Annotated in this window: 12 protein-coding genes; 5 read left to right on the top strand and 7 right to left on the bottom strand. The window is 36.1% G+C overall.

All coding sequences use genetic code 11. The features are described 5' to 3' along the window. Positions 1-146: 146 nt before the first annotated feature. The 5 genes from mscL to Q7P22_RS00240 all read right to left on the bottom strand — a co-directional run bounded on the left by mscL (position 147) and on the right by Q7P22_RS00240 (position 4903). The gene (mscL, locus tag Q7P22_RS00260) at positions 147-584 is read right to left on the bottom strand and encodes a large conductance mechanosensitive channel protein MscL (RefSeq protein WP_303859567.1); all 438 of its coding nucleotides are present in this window, start codon (positions 582-584) and stop codon (positions 147-149) included. 446 nt (positions 585-1030) lie between these two features. After that, positions 1031-2020, bottom strand: coding sequence for a bifunctional glutamate--cysteine ligase GshA/glutathione synthetase GshB (gene gshAB, locus Q7P22_RS00255; RefSeq protein ID WP_303859566.1), 990 nt, complete (start codon positions 2018-2020; stop codon positions 1031-1033). Positions 2021-2513: 493 nt separating this feature from the next. Beyond that, positions 2514-2711, bottom strand: coding sequence for a cold shock domain-containing protein (locus tag Q7P22_RS00250; protein ID WP_113920272.1), 198 nt, complete (start codon positions 2709-2711; stop codon positions 2514-2516). Between the two features lie 255 nt (positions 2712-2966). Further along, positions 2967-3476: an FMN-binding protein gene (locus Q7P22_RS00245; protein ID WP_303859565.1), complete on the bottom strand. Its 510-nt coding sequence runs from the start codon at positions 3474-3476 to the stop codon at positions 2967-2969. Positions 3477-3562: 86 nt separating this feature from the next. Then, entirely contained in the window at positions 3563-4903 is a 1341-nt protein-coding gene (locus Q7P22_RS00240; RefSeq protein ID WP_303859564.1) for an APC family permease, read from the bottom strand. Between the two features lie 254 nt (positions 4904-5157). Here Q7P22_RS00240 and Q7P22_RS00235 point away from each other — a divergent pair, with 254 nt between their 5' ends. From Q7P22_RS00235 to Q7P22_RS00220, 4 genes are all read left to right on the top strand, one after another. Continuing rightward, positions 5158-6642 carry a catalase gene (locus Q7P22_RS00235; protein WP_303859593.1) on the top strand — a complete coding sequence of 495 codons (1485 nt, stop codon included), beginning with the start codon at positions 5158-5160 and terminating at the stop codon, positions 6640-6642. 325 nt (positions 6643-6967) lie between these two features. Beyond that, a complete protein-coding gene (gene proC, locus Q7P22_RS00230) occupies positions 6968-7771 on the top strand; it encodes a pyrroline-5-carboxylate reductase (RefSeq protein ID WP_303859563.1) in 804 nt (267 codons plus the stop codon). A gap of 143 nt (positions 7772-7914) precedes the next feature. Next, positions 7915-9402, top strand: a complete 1488-nt coding sequence (locus Q7P22_RS00225) for a DUF1538 domain-containing protein (protein ID WP_303859592.1) — start codon at positions 7915-7917, stop codon at positions 9400-9402. Then, a complete protein-coding gene (locus Q7P22_RS00220; protein WP_303859562.1) occupies positions 9402-10064 on the top strand; it encodes a P-II family nitrogen regulator in 663 nt (220 codons plus the stop codon). Before Q7P22_RS00225 ends, Q7P22_RS00220 begins: the two co-directional genes overlap by 1 nt. A gap of 164 nt (positions 10065-10228) precedes the next feature. Here the strand turns inward: Q7P22_RS00220 and Q7P22_RS00215 are convergent, their stop codons facing one another. Both Q7P22_RS00215 and Q7P22_RS00210 read right to left on the bottom strand, forming a co-directional pair. Beyond that, a complete protein-coding gene (locus tag Q7P22_RS00215) occupies positions 10229-10789 on the bottom strand; it encodes a Fe-S-containing hydro-lyase (protein WP_303859561.1) in 561 nt (186 codons plus the stop codon). 218 nt (positions 10790-11007) lie between these two features. Next, the gene (locus Q7P22_RS00210; RefSeq protein WP_303859560.1) at positions 11008-11850 is read right to left on the bottom strand and encodes a fumarate hydratase; all 843 of its coding nucleotides are present in this window, start codon (positions 11848-11850) and stop codon (positions 11008-11010) included. Positions 11851-12153: 303 nt separating this feature from the next. Between Q7P22_RS00210 and ftsH the strand changes: the two genes are divergently transcribed. After that, positions 12154-13989, top strand: coding sequence for an ATP-dependent zinc metalloprotease FtsH (gene ftsH, locus Q7P22_RS00205; RefSeq protein ID WP_303859559.1), 1836 nt, complete (start codon positions 12154-12156; stop codon positions 13987-13989). Positions 13990-14146: the final 157 nt, after the last annotated feature.

Genomic DNA, 14146 nt, shown 5'->3' with positions numbered 1-14146 from the left:
CATTTGATATTAGTATGTCCACATTCATAGGTGAATATTTTATTATTTGGAACAATAGTGGAGCAATCGTTGAACAATAGTCGAACAGTAGTTGAACAATTGTTTAACTATGGTTTAACGACCGTTCAACAATCGTTTAACTATTGTTAATTCAACTCGGATGTACAATGAGGACATCTCGTTGCATCTATATGTATCTCACTATAACAGTAATCACAAGCCTTTGTAGTGACAGCGACTTCTTCTTCAACTTCTTTTCGTTTAAATCGATTAAGCTGTTTTATAACGATAAAGATGGAAAAGGCAATAATTAAGAAATCAATAACATTATTTAAAAATAGTCCATATTTTAAAGTAGGTACTTTGGCCTTTTCTGCTAGAGCTAACGTAGGGAAGTCCCCTGGTCCTAAAGTCAAGAACAAATTAGATAAATCAATATTTCCTAATAATAATCCCACTAAGGGTGTAATGATATCAGTAACTAACGATGTTACTATTTTTCCAAAGGCACCACCGACAACGACACCCACAGCTAAATCAATCATATTTCCCTTTACTGCAAATTCTTTAAATTCTTTCCACATTTCGTTTCCTCCTTTTTTCGTATTTCCAACACGAGCCTCTAATGCTCATAGGGTATTTATACCATGTATTATCTCTTCTAAAACAGTTTTTAACAGCGGAAAGTGGAAGGCGGAAAGTGGAAATTGTAATTATCAATTTCTACATACATTTATACACCCACTTAATTCCTAAAGATCCTTCGTCGCTGGAGCTCCTCAGGATGACTAGGACAGTCAACTCAGGTCATAACCTCGCCTAAAGGCGAGTATCGTTTTTTCCGCCTTCAGCCTTCAGCTTTCAGCTTTTGAGCTTTTGCTCACCACCTTACCACCTGGGAGTAATACCCAATCTATATGGCCCCAAGGGCAAGATAAATTGAATGGTATTACCCCTGTCAAGGTTGGCGAGGTTTGTAGCGACTGTAAGGAGTTACAAGCCCGCAACCTACGACAGACCACCTGTTTTTCTAAAATCCCAACAAATCCAAAACCTTCTCCTCGACACGCCTATTCTTTCCTTCAAATGGGAAATTATGCATGTGAAGAGCTGGATTGAAGTTTAGTTCAATAATACAGTAATTATCTTCTGTGGGTGCTTCTTTATAATCTTTAAGAATAATATCGATGCCACATATCTTAGCATTTAGAGCTTTTGCAGCTTTTATAGCAATATCTTTATAGCCTGGGTGCATTTCGTCTGTATAATCTATAGTATCTCCACCAGTACTGACATTTGAGTTTTCTCTCAAATAAACAGTCACATCTTTATCTAAAATAGATTTTTCCGTTAAATTTTGTTTGAGTAAAAAATCCTCTTCTACTACTCCTAGTTGAATTTTTTCTAAAGGTGTCACATATCCTTTACCCCTAAGAGGGTTTCGATTTTTTATTTCTACTAATTCTTCAATCGTGTGTTTTCCATCGCCGACTACATTTGCAGGCACCCGGTGGACTACTGCCGCTAATTCATCTCCAATAACTAAAAATCGATATTCCTTACCTTTAAAAAATTCTTCAATTAAAACTGTACTATCTAATGCAAGAGCATAATCTACAGCTTTTTTAAAATCTTCTACCTTTCGATTTTCATCTAGTATGACTACCCCTTGTCCAAAGTTTGTGGAATTTGGTTTTACTACAATCTCTAGCCCTTCAAACTCATTATATGCCTGTAGAGCCTCTTCTTGAGAATGAATCACTACACCATGGGGTACATTCATCTTTTGTTCTTTAAGGAGCAATTTTGTGACCTGTTTATTCTCCATAAGTAGTACAACAATATAGCTGTCTGCAGAAGTCTTCGTCGCCTGTTGAATATATTCTACTTTTCCTTCTTTTTCTAATCGAATGAGATTTTCTTTTTGATCTATAATTTCAACATGAATACCTCGCCTTAAAGATTCCTCAATCATAATTTGAGTAGATAGTTCTAATCCTTTTATATTCACTTCCATCATTTCGCCTCACTTGTTCTAATTTCAGTAACTTATCTTATTAATATACACGATTTAGTAGGATTTATCTAGAAAATATATAGCGGAAAGCGGAAGGTGGAAAGCGGAAAAATTCCTCGCCTTTAGGTGAGAAAAAGTAAGATCCTTCGTTTGCGCTCAGGATGACTGGCAGGAGCTAGAATCTAAAGCAGGAGTATCCTATTGAATAAAAAAGCCACCCTTAGGTAACTTCCCTTGGGTAGCTTAATTTCCGCTTTCTACTTTCCGGTTTCGTTGTGAGAATCTTACCTCGAAATCAGCTAAAGCTGATTCCTCGGTCGCGCCATTCGCCAAATGAAAGCAAAGCTTTCATTTCGTATCCATATGATTTCTCAGCCAAATCGGCAAACCGTTTGTCTGTTCAATCATATGGGTACTACGAAAACTCTATTTTCGCTTGGCTCATTAGTTCACGCAAAAAAACCTGTAGATTTCTCTACAGGTTTCGGCTTCAAAATTATAGGCTTACTACGTTTTCTGCTTGTGGGCCTTTAGCGCCTTCAACTACGTCGAAAGAAACTCTTTCGCCTTCAGCTAAAGTTTTGTAACCATCTTTTTGAATTTGTGAATAATGTACAAACACATCATTTCCTTCTTCTGAAGTGATAAAACCAAATCCTTTGTCTCCGTTGAACCATTTTACTGTTCCGTTCATGTTAATACCTCCGAAAATTATAATCCCTTTTATCACTTGTAAAAAAACAAATTCATTAGAACAAAATGTGTATTCAATGCCAAATCTAAAAAGCTGTTATTCTAAATTCATTAATATAATTCTTTTACTAATAATGCAAGGTAAGATTAGTATATACCAATTCTTAAGTTTTATCAACTTTTTTAGCATTTTTTTAATAAAAATAATGGAAAAAGCCAAGGAACTCATCCACTTGGCTTTTTCTTATAATTTATTTTATTTTTCTACTGCTTTTCCTAATGCTTCTTGTGCTAATTTAACAAACTCACTGTAAGATTGGGTTGCTCCTGAAATGCTGTCTACTTCTGTAACATCTTGGGATTCTACTAAAGCTGCTTCATATTCTGGTAAGTATGTTTCTGGTTTTGTACCTACTGCAGATTCCATACTTGTGTTGTATTCTTCATCTTCTGATTTTAATACATCTCCATTTTTGTAGTCAAAGTCTACAGTTGTAATTTTACCACCAGCAATTTCTAAAGTAACAAATGGAGTCCAACCATAATCATCAGCTTTACCTTCTGCTGTGTAAGTACCATCAGCTGCACTTTCTGGTGTAGTAACCCCATCTAATGCTGTCTCTTCTGTAGGCTCCTCCTTAGGTTCTTCAACAGGTTGTTCTTGATTTGTATCTGGTTCAGTAGCTGGTTCTTCTTTCTCAGCACCACATCCGATAAATGTAATAACTAATAAACCTGCTAAAAATAAAACTAAAAACTTTTTCATTTGTAATCACCTCTGTAAAATAATTTAAACTTCGTCATTTTTGACTTAATCTATTGCATAGTGTGCGCAATCTTGAAGTCAATTATTTATACATTTTGTTCCCCATAAAATAGCAATCCAAACAAAATAATGGTTATGGATATTATAAGATAAAAACCTATGCTGGGATTTGTAATTCCTCCATAGACAATGATACTAGAACCAAATATAGCTAATATAGGAATAATATATCTTCTAATAGGTTTTAAATCTCTAAAATGAATCATATACCAAATATGCAATAAAATATAAAAACCATATATGAGAACAATAGGTATTTCATCAATGGCAATATACCTTCCAAATAGATTATTGAGGCTACCGTACCAAATAAATAAATAGATACAAGACAAAGCAAAAGAATAAATTACTGAATAAGTCGGCATTTGCGTTCTTTTATTTACCTTTGAAAGCAATTTAGGCATAGGACCTTGTCCCCTTATAGCAAGAGAAAAAGGCATACGAATACAAGCTATGATCAAGCCGTTCAATGTACCTAAACAAGATATGACCACAAATAAAGATAATAATACGCCTGCAGGACCACCAAATAATGCCTTTGAAGCCACATTTACTGCATTGTCGCCCAATTCAATAATAGTAGATGCCCCAAGCACTCCAACAATACCTAAAAAATAGCTGACATATACTATTAATACAATGATTGCCCCTATAACAAGAGCTCTAGGTAAATTTTTCTTAGCATCTTTTATTTCATTGTTAATTGTAACTGCTGAAATCCATCCATCAAAAGCAAAAGCTGTAGATACAACAGCAGAAGATAAGGAACCCATATGATTACTAGCTTCTTTAGCACCTCCTATGAAACCTTCTAATAAAACTCCATTTCTTAATCCAAATATGGTTCCCACTATAGCGATTAAACCAAGAGGAATTAATTTTATTACAGTAGTAGTCACTTGAAGTTTCCCAGCTAAAACCGGTGCAAAATAATTCATAATGTAAATTATTGCTATATAAATAAATGCTATGACCCAAGTGGCATTTGAATTGTCTCCTTGTGGTACATTAAATAGAACTAATGTGTACGTGGCTGAAATCCATGCTAAAATAGCAGATAAAGGCGAGTAATATAAAATACCATTAAACCAGCCCATTAAATAACCCATTCGCTTTCCATATGCCCTCTCGTAATAATCTACGATTCCATTGGCTTTTTCTATTCTCTGAGCAAATTCTGAAACAACTAAAGCCCCAAAAACCATGGCCATAGCTCCTAGTATCCATGCAACTAAAGCTATATAAATATTTCCATTTGTCATTTTTAATACATCATCGGCTTTAAAAAAGACGCCTGAACCAATTACTACTCCAACAACCATAGAAGTAGCCGTCCAAAGTCCATATTTTTTTTGTAGAGTTTCCACAATATTCCCCTTTCTAGATTTGTAATTGATTTTATTTCACTTATATTTTTCTAGATTTTAGACACAAAATCAATCCTACAATAAAAAAATTCATTTTACAATAGCTTTGTCTCGAGTATTCCAATCTTAGTATGGTATTTTCATAAAAGAAATATAAAAAAACAACAGATTCATGTTTACATTTTAGGTATTAGGTGTAAATAAGATGTAAGTTCACTTTTTTGAAGGAGGATTATAATTTGGATAATAAAAATATGGAAGATAAGAAAAAACTCACTACCGTAGCAGGCGCTCCCGTCGCAGATAATCAAGATGTTATGACTGCTGGTCCTAGAGGTCCTATGTTTTTACAAGATGTGTGGTTTCTAGAAAAATTAGCTCATTTTGACCGAGAAGTAATCCCCGAGAGGAGAATGCATGCAAAGGGCTCTGGTGCTTTTGGTACTTTTACAGTTACAAATGATATTACTAACTATACTAGAGCAAGTATTTTCTCAGAAGTAGGAAAACAAACAGAGATGTTTGTGCGTTTCTCTACTGTTGCAGGAGAAAGAGGCGCTGCTGATGCAGAGCGAGACATTCGCGGCTTTGCAATGAAATTTTATACAGAAGAAGGAAATTGGGACTTAGTCGGCAACAATACCCCAGTTTTTTTCTTTAGAGATCCTTTAAAATTTCCTGACTTAAATCATGCTGTTAAAAGAGACCCTCGCACAAATATGCGAAGTGCTAACAACAATTGGGACTTTTGGTCATCCCTTCCTGAAGCTCTTCATCAGGTTACTATCACTATGAGTGATCGAGGAATTCCATATTCTTACCGACATATGCATGGATTTGGAAGTCATACATATAGCATGATTAATGCTGACAACGAAAGAGTATGGGTTAAATTTCATATGATATGTGAGCAAGGCATAAAGAACTTATCCGATGAAGAAGCTGCAGAAATTGTCGGAAAAGACCGAGAAAGTCATCAAAAGGACTTATTTGAGAACATAGAAAAGGGTAACTTCCCTCGCTGGACCATGAAAATACAAGTAATGACAGAAGAACAAGCAAATAACATGCCTTATAATCCATTTGATTTAACAAAGGTATGGTATAAAGGCGACTTCCCTCTAATTGAAGTAGGATTTATGGAATTAAATAAGAATCCAGATAACTACTTTAGAGACGTAGAACAAGCTGCTTTTAACCCTGCAAATGTTGTGCCAGGCATTAGTTTCTCACCTGACAGAATGTTGCAAGGTCGACTATTCTCCTATGGAGATGCACAAAGATATCGACTTGGTGTAAATCACCATCAAATACCTGTAAATTCACCTAGAGGTGCAAAATACGTAAACAGTTACCATAGGGATGGACAAATGAGAGTAGATGATAATCAGGGTGGCAAATTACATTACGAGCCAAACACTTATGGGCAATGGCAGGAACAACCAGAATACAAAGAGCCTTTACTTAAATTATACGGTGATGCAGATCGATGGAATTTTAGAGAAGATGACGATGACTACTACACACAACCTGGTAAATTATTTAGATTAATGAGCCCAGAGCAACAACAAGTTTTATTTGAAAACACAGCAAGAAATATGGGCGATAGCGAAAAGCACATTAAAATTAGACATATAGAAAACTGTTACAAGGCAGATCCAGCTTACGGCGAAGGAGTCGCAAGAGAATTAGGTATTTCTATAAAAAAAGACCTTTCTCATTTAGGTGCAGCAGAATAGTTAAAGCGCTTTAGTCGCTAGTCATTAGTCACTAGCATCTGGGTATTCCTTTAGGGTCAAGATCCTTCGCCTTGCTCAGGATGACTGGCGTAGGAGCTAGTGTCAAAACCATACTTTTCCTATTTGATATAATACCACCACAAAAAAACCACAATTCATTGTGGTTTTTTTGTTGTTTATTGTTTCATGATACACAATCTGTAGATTGTATGCTAAAATGAATATATGGTATTTATCTTATTTGCTTTCTCTATCTTCTATCTTTCGTATCATTAAATATCACTCTTCAATCTAATATATAAAACACAATGAAAGGATCTTGCACATGAATAAAAAAATTGGCTTTATAGGCTGTGGTAATATGGCTAGAGCTATGATTAGCGGAATCGTACACTCAAAATTTATTGAACCATCTACTATTTATGCTTCTAACTCTTCCTCTGGGAAATTGGATCAAATTAGGGATGATTTTTGCATTTGTACTACAGACGACAATTTAAAAATTGCTAAGGAATGTGATGTAGTCGTTCTATCAGTAAAACCCCATCTATATGGGAAAGTCATTAATCAAATCAAAGATTTTATAAAAAAAGAAGCAATAGTAGTTATGATCGCTGCTGGACAAAAAATCGAGGACAATGAAAAACGATTTAATCGCAAAATAAAACTAGTAAGAGCTATGCCTAACACTCCTGCTCTTGTCAATGAAGGGATGACTGCTATCAGTGTAAATACTCTTGTTACAGATGAAGATAAAAGATTTATACAGTCTATGTTTGAATGTTTTGGAAAGATAGAGTTTGTAGAAGAAAGATTGATGGATGCTGTAACTGGAGTAAGTGGTTCTTCACCAGCTTATACCTATATGTTTATCGAAGCACTCGCCGATGGTGCAGTACTACATGGTATGCCTAGAAAACAAGCTTATACCTTTGCTGCTCAAGCTGTCCTTGGAGCTGCTAAGATGATATTAGAAACTGGTACACACCCAGGAGCATTAAAAGATGCAGTCAGTTCCCCAGGAGGTACAACCATCGAAGCCGTAGCTAGCCTAGAAAAAAGCAGCTTTCGCTCTGCGGTCATTGAGGCTGTAAATGCTTGTGTAGAAAAATCAAAAAACATGAATTAGCTGAAAGCTAACAGCGGACTGTTGAAATTTTTGACTATCTTTAGTGACTATTAGGCAGTCCCAGTTATGCGCCTCGTGAGGGTATGTTTCCCTTTCCGCATTCAATTTTCAGCCTTCAGCTAGAAAAAAAGGAAGTGATGTCTATTAATATTTTATACGAAAAGTTTAAGGAAGTTTCTTTTACTGTTTTACCTGTCACTATATTAGTTGTTATTTTAAATTTTACGATTACACCTATTGATCACATATTAATGTATCGATTTTTATTAGGTGCTTTGCTTATCATCATTGGTATGTCTATTTTTTTAGTTGGTACGGATATCGGGATTTCCCCATTGGGTTCTCTTCTTGGTTCCACAGTAACTAAAACCAATAAGACTGCTATCGTCATTTTTTCAGGGATTTTGCTAGGGTTTATTATTTCCGTGGCAGAACCAGACTTACATATATTAGCAGGTCAAGTTCAGGATGCAACTGGAGGCGCAACCTCAAAAATAAATATAGTTATGATTGTATCCATTGGTGTTGCTCTATTGCTTTCAACAGGATTATTTCGAATTATTAGAAATCTCAAATTAAATAGATTGCTGACAATTATTTATGGAGTCATCTTTATCTTAGCTTTATTTACCTCACCTGAATTCCTTGCCATATCTTTTGACGCTTCTGGAGCAACTACCGGTGCTCTAACAGTGCCCTTTATGTTGGCATTAGGCTTAGGGGTTTCTTCCTTAAAAGCTGGTAAGAACTCAGAAGATGATAGCTTTGGATTAGTTGGAGTCACTTCTACTGGAGCAATCTTGTCCGTTATGATTTTTCGTTTATTTGCAAAATCAAAGGATTCTACCATTGAAGCCAGCACTATAGTAGCGAAGGAAATAAACAGCTCTATCTTTCGACCCTTTTTAGAGCAAATCCCACATATGGTGAAGGAGATGTTTATCGCCCTACTTCCATTAGTGATTATATTCCTTATATTCAATGCAATCTCTTTTAGATTATCTAAGAAGAAGTTTGGAAAAATAGTAAAAGGTTTTGCTTATACCTATATTGGACTGATATTATTCCAAACAGGTGTAAATGCAGGCTTTATGGAAGTTGGTAAAGTAGTGGGTCATTCTATTGCATCTCTTGACAACGACCTAATTGTAATTGCAATTGGATTTATTCTAGGTTTAGTAGTCATCTTAGCTGAGCCAGCTGTACACGTTCTTACGGAACAAATAGAAGATGTTACTAGTGGTTCTATTAAGAGAAAAGTTATACTATTTACATTATCTATTGGTGTAGCATTTGCCGTATCTCTATCCATGGTGAGAATTGTGGTGCCAGGCCTACAATTATGGCACTTTTTACTGCCTGGATACCTTATATCCATATTTTTATCTTATAAAGTACCTAGTTTGTTCGTAGGTATTGCCTTTGACTCAGGGGGAGTAGCTTCTGGTCCTATGACTGCTACCTTTGTCTTAGCCTTTGCTCAAGGTGCTGCAGAGGCAATTGATGGAGCTAATGTTCTAGTAGATGGTTTTGGTGTTATTGCAATGGTTGCAATGACTCCTCTCATTGCATTACAAATATTAGGGTTAATTTATAAAATAAAATCAGTAAAGAAGGATGTGGACGGATAGTGATTTCTAGTAAATACAATTTATGTTGCGTAATCATAGATTACGGATTAGGCAGCAAAGTATTAAAGTTGGCTAAAGATATAGGTGTTTCTGGTGGTACTATTTTTTTAGGAAAAGGCTCTGCAAAAAATTACTTATTGGAATGGTTTGATCTTACAGATATCCGAAAAGAAATTGTGCTTTTTCTCGCCGAAGAACATGTGGCTGAAAATGTACTGGATGCTATAAATAAAAAATTTAAATTTTGCAAACCTAATCATGGTATCGCTTTTTGTTCTCCTTTAGAAAACATTGTAGGTTCAAGGAGTTGCCATGTTGATAAAATTAAAGAAAGCAGAGGTTCTGATGATATTATGTATAAGGCTATTTTTACTATTGTAGATCGAGGCAATGCAGAATCCGTCATAGATGCAGCAGAGAAAGCGGGATCACAAGGGGGCACTATTATCAACGCAAGGGGTTCTGGCATACACGAAAAAAGCACTTTATTTGCAATGACTGTCGAACCTGAAAAAGAAATTGTATTAATATTATCCGAAAAAGATAAGACAGAAGCTATCGTCGAATCCATAAAAAATGAGATCAAACTAGAAAACCCAGGAAATGGCATTCTCTTTATACTTGATACCATCTCTACATATGGAATCTTTAAAGACAACTGAAAGCGGAATGCGGAATTTTTAGCCACCTTTGGGTGGCTTTTGTATTAGATTCTTCCCTTCGCTCAGATAACCTATGTGTGCTTTGCGCACACCCCATCAAACTGATAAAATTTCCAACATACCACGAGCCTAACTAAAGGGTTTCCGCTTTCAGCATTCGGCTTTCAGCTTCGGCTGTTTTCAAGATAAGCAGTTGGCCCCAATTCATACAGATTATTTCCGTAGCTATCAATGGCTACTACGACAGGTAAATCTTTTACTTCTAATCTTCTAATAGCCTCTGAACCTAAGTCTTCGTAGGCTACCAGCTCAGATTTAATAATCGATTTGGCCATTAAGGCTGCTGCTCCGCCAATTGCCGCAAAATACACGGCTTTGTTTTTTTTCATAGATTCTATTACTTCTTGAGACCGTATTCCCTTTCCAATCATACCCCTTAAACCTAAGTCTAGAAGTTTAGGAGCATACGAATCCATCCTATAGCTGGTTGTTGGGCCTGCTGAGCCAATTGGTTTTTGTGGCTTAGCTGGTGTAGGTCCTACATAATAAATTATAGCATTTTTTAGCGGTATAGGAAGGTCTTCTCCTTTATCTATAAGTTCAACAAGCCTTTTATGTGCCGCATCCCTAGCAGTGTATAAAACTCCCGAAATCAGTACCTTATCCCCAGCTCTTAGTTCTTTTGCTCCTTCAGCAGTAAAAGGCACATTTATTCTCTTTTCCATATTGATCCCTTTCTTTTAACAATTGTCAACAGTTGTTTTAAAACTTTTTAGTATATAATGCATTTTTCAATAGTCTGTCTGTAGAGATTCCTCGGCGCAACTGAGAGGCAAGAAGTTAAACGCAAGATACTTTTTCACCTTTAGGAGAGTTTTCCGCTTTCAACTTTCACACATCCCAATTTAGCAAGTTCCGCTTTCAGCTTTCCGCATTCTACGCTTTATAAAATAACACTTTTATGCCTCGTCACATGACAATTGATATTTACAGCTACAGGCAAACCTGCAATATGAGTTGGAAACTCTTCCACACTTACTTTTAAGGCAGTTGTTTTCCCTCCAAAACCTTGTGGTCCAATACCTAATTTGTTAATTTCCTCTAGTAGATCTGCTTCTAATCCTTTATAAAATCCATCTGGATGATCTTCACTTAAAGGACGGAGAAGAGCCTTTTTAGCTAAATTAGCTGCCCTATCAAAGGTTCCACCTATTCCTATTCCTACTACAATAGGAGGGCAAGGATTGGGACCTGCTTCTCTTACTACCTGTAAGACAAAATCCTTAACCCCCTCTATGCCATCAGAAGGCTTTAACATCTTTATTTGGCTCATATTTTCCGAACCAAAGCCCTTAGGGGCCACTGTAATCTTCAGTTGATCCCCTTCAACAATATGATAGTATATAATTGCTGGGGTATTATCTTTTGTATTGATTCTATTTAGTGGATCTTTTACCACGGATTTTCTCAAGTATCCCTTGTTATACCCAAGCCTTACCCCTTCATTAATTGCATCTTCTAATAATCCGCCCACAATATGAACATCCTGTCCTAATTCTACAAAGACACAGGTCATACCAGTGTCTTGGCAAGCTGGCATGCTTTCTTCTCTTGCAATTTTGATGTTTTCTAAAATATGATCTAATATCTCCTTCGCCATAGGCCAAGGTTCACAAGATGCAGCTTCTTCGATTTTTTCTTTTACATCCAATGGAATATTATAATTTGCATCAATGCATAATTGTTTAACAGCTTCTGTTATATCCTCTACTTTAATATCCTTCAATCTTTATCACAATCCTTAAATAAGTTTAAAAGCACCCTTAGTGCTTGAGGCACCAGTGGTGGCTCAAAGATTTTGCTGACCACCTGACCACGTGACCTCCTACTTTTAATTATTTTATCATATCTTCTTACTTCTCCAAATATTTTGTCCTATCTTCATTATTTCTTTGTTTAATTAAGGAAAAGTTAAGAGTAATTAATGTATAATATAATTAAGCTAAATATTATTTTGTAGTAAGCACCCTGTATAGAAATCCAAGACAATCGTCTACTATAAAATGAATGAATATAAGGAGGTAATCTATTGCCAACAAATAAACCTAAAATACCAAAGAAGCCCATATTCTTTTACTATGGTATAGCTTTACTCATTATCATATTATTAAATTCCTTTGTATTCCCTAATATATTGGAACCACAAATAACAGAAGTGGATTATGGAACTTTTCTGAACCAAATTGAAGATGGACAAGTAAAAGAAGTAGAAATAGAGAATACTCAGATTAAATTTACTACAAAAGATGCCAAAAATAAGGATGTAACTTATGTTACTGGCCGAGCAGATGACCCTGATTTAGTAGAGAGATTGCATAGCCAAGATGTAAAATTTGCTCAGATAATACCCGAAGAAATTTCTCCTCTTATGAGTCTATTTATCTCTTTAATATTACCAATGTTGTTTTTTATAGGCGTTGGACAATTACTTACTCGTAATTTACAAAAGAAAACAGGTGGTTCAAATGCCATGTCCTTTGGAAAGAGCAATGCAAAGGTCTATATAAAAGCAGAAACGGGTAAAACCTTTGCCGATGTAGCTGGGCAGGATGAAGCGAAAGAAGCTCTTACGGAAATTGTAGATTTTCTCCACGACCCCAAGAGGTATACAGAGATTGGTGCTCAACTACCTAAAGGTGCTCTATTAGTAGGGCCTCCTGGAACTGGAAAAACATTGCTTGCTCAAGCTGTAGCAGGTGAAGCCAATGTACCCTTTTTCTCTATCTCTGGATCTGAATTCGTGCAGATGTTTGTAGGTATGGGTGCTGCAAGAGTTCGTGATCTCTTTAAACAAGCACAAGAAAAAGCACCTTGTATTGTCTTTATAGACGAAATTGACGCTATCGGTAAAAAGCGTGACAGTTCAGGTATGACAGGTAATGATGAAAGAGAACAAACATTAAATCAATTGCTGACAGAAATGGATGGCTTCGACGGTAGTAAGGGAGTAGTAATTTTGGGGGCTACAAATAGACCTGAAACTCTAGACAAAGCTTTGCTTCGTCCGGGTCGATTTGACAGGCGAATTCCAGTTGAACTTCCTGATTTAAGAGGTCGTGAAGAAATCTTAAAGGTACATGCAAAGAAAATCAAAGTAGATAACAATATTGATTATAATGCCATTGCTAGAGCTACAGCTGGAGCTTCTGGTGCTGAATTAGCTAATATTGCCAATGAAGCTGCTTTAAGAGCTGTCCGCATGGACCGAAAAGAAGTCAATCAATCTGATTTTGAAGAATCTGTAGAAACCATATTAGTTGGTTATCAGCGAAAAGGTGCAGTCATATCAACTAAAGAAAAACTGATTATCGCTTACCATGAAATTGGTCACGCCTTAGTAGCAGCAAAGCAAACAGACTCTGCACCAGTACAAAAAATCACTATTATTCCTAGAACATCTGGTGCCCTAGGTTATACGATGCAAGTAGATGAAGGGGAGAAAGTCCTTTTATCAAAAGAAGAAGCCTTTAATAAAATCGTCACCTTTACTGGTGGAAGATCTGCAGAAGAAGTCATCTTTAATTCCATCACTACAGGAGCGTCTAATGATATTGAACAGGCTACAAAATTAGCAAGAGCTATGGTCACTCGTTATGGTATGAGCGAAGACTTTGATATGATGGCATTAGAAACTGTAAACAACCCATATCTTGGTGGAGATTCTTCTCTAACTTGCTCTACAAATATGGCAGGCAAAGTAGACCAAGAAGTTCTAAACATCATCAAAGCCGCCCACTCCAAGGCAAGAGAAATACTAACAGAAAATATGGATAAACTTCATGAACTAGCGAAATATTTACTAGAAAAAGAAACGATAACTGGTGAAGAGTTTATGAGAATACTTAATGACAAAGAGGACGCATAAGCGTCCTCTTTGTCATTGGTGGAAAGTGGAATGCGGAAATACTCGCCTTCGGGCGAGATCGTGAAAAGCAAGATCCTTCGTCTAAAGTCTCAGGATGACAAGACAGTAGCCAAGGTTAAAAAATGCACCATATGCTAAAAAATATTAATTGCCAAAA

Source organism: Alkalibaculum bacchi (assembly GCF_937875145.1).
Lineage (GTDB): Bacteria > Bacillota > Clostridia > Eubacteriales > Alkalibacteraceae > Alkalibaculum > Alkalibaculum bacchi_A.
This window is presented reverse-complemented; position numbering and strand designations above follow the sequence as displayed.

Coding starts and splice junctions, on each gene's coding strand:
- mscL (WP_303859567.1), bottom strand. CDS start 584: ATGTGGAAAGAATTTAAAGAATTTGCAGTAAAGGGAAATATGATTGAT.
- gshAB (WP_303859566.1), bottom strand. CDS start 2,020: ATGATGGAAGTGAATATAAAAGGATTAGAACTATCTACTCAAATTATG.
- Q7P22_RS00250 (WP_113920272.1), bottom strand. CDS start 2,711: ATGAACGGAACAGTAAAATGGTTCAACGGAGACAAAGGATTTGGTTTT.
- Q7P22_RS00245 (WP_303859565.1), bottom strand. CDS start 3,476: ATGAAAAAGTTTTTAGTTTTATTTTTAGCAGGTTTATTAGTTATTACA.
- Q7P22_RS00235 (WP_303859593.1), top strand. CDS start 5,158: ATGGAAGATAAGAAAAAACTCACTACCGTAGCAGGCGCTCCCGTCGCA.
- proC (WP_303859563.1), top strand. CDS start 6,968: ATGAATAAAAAAATTGGCTTTATAGGCTGTGGTAATATGGCTAGAGCT.
- Q7P22_RS00215 (WP_303859561.1), bottom strand. CDS start 10,789: ATGGAAAAGAGAATAAATGTGCCTTTTACTGCTGAAGGAGCAAAAGAA.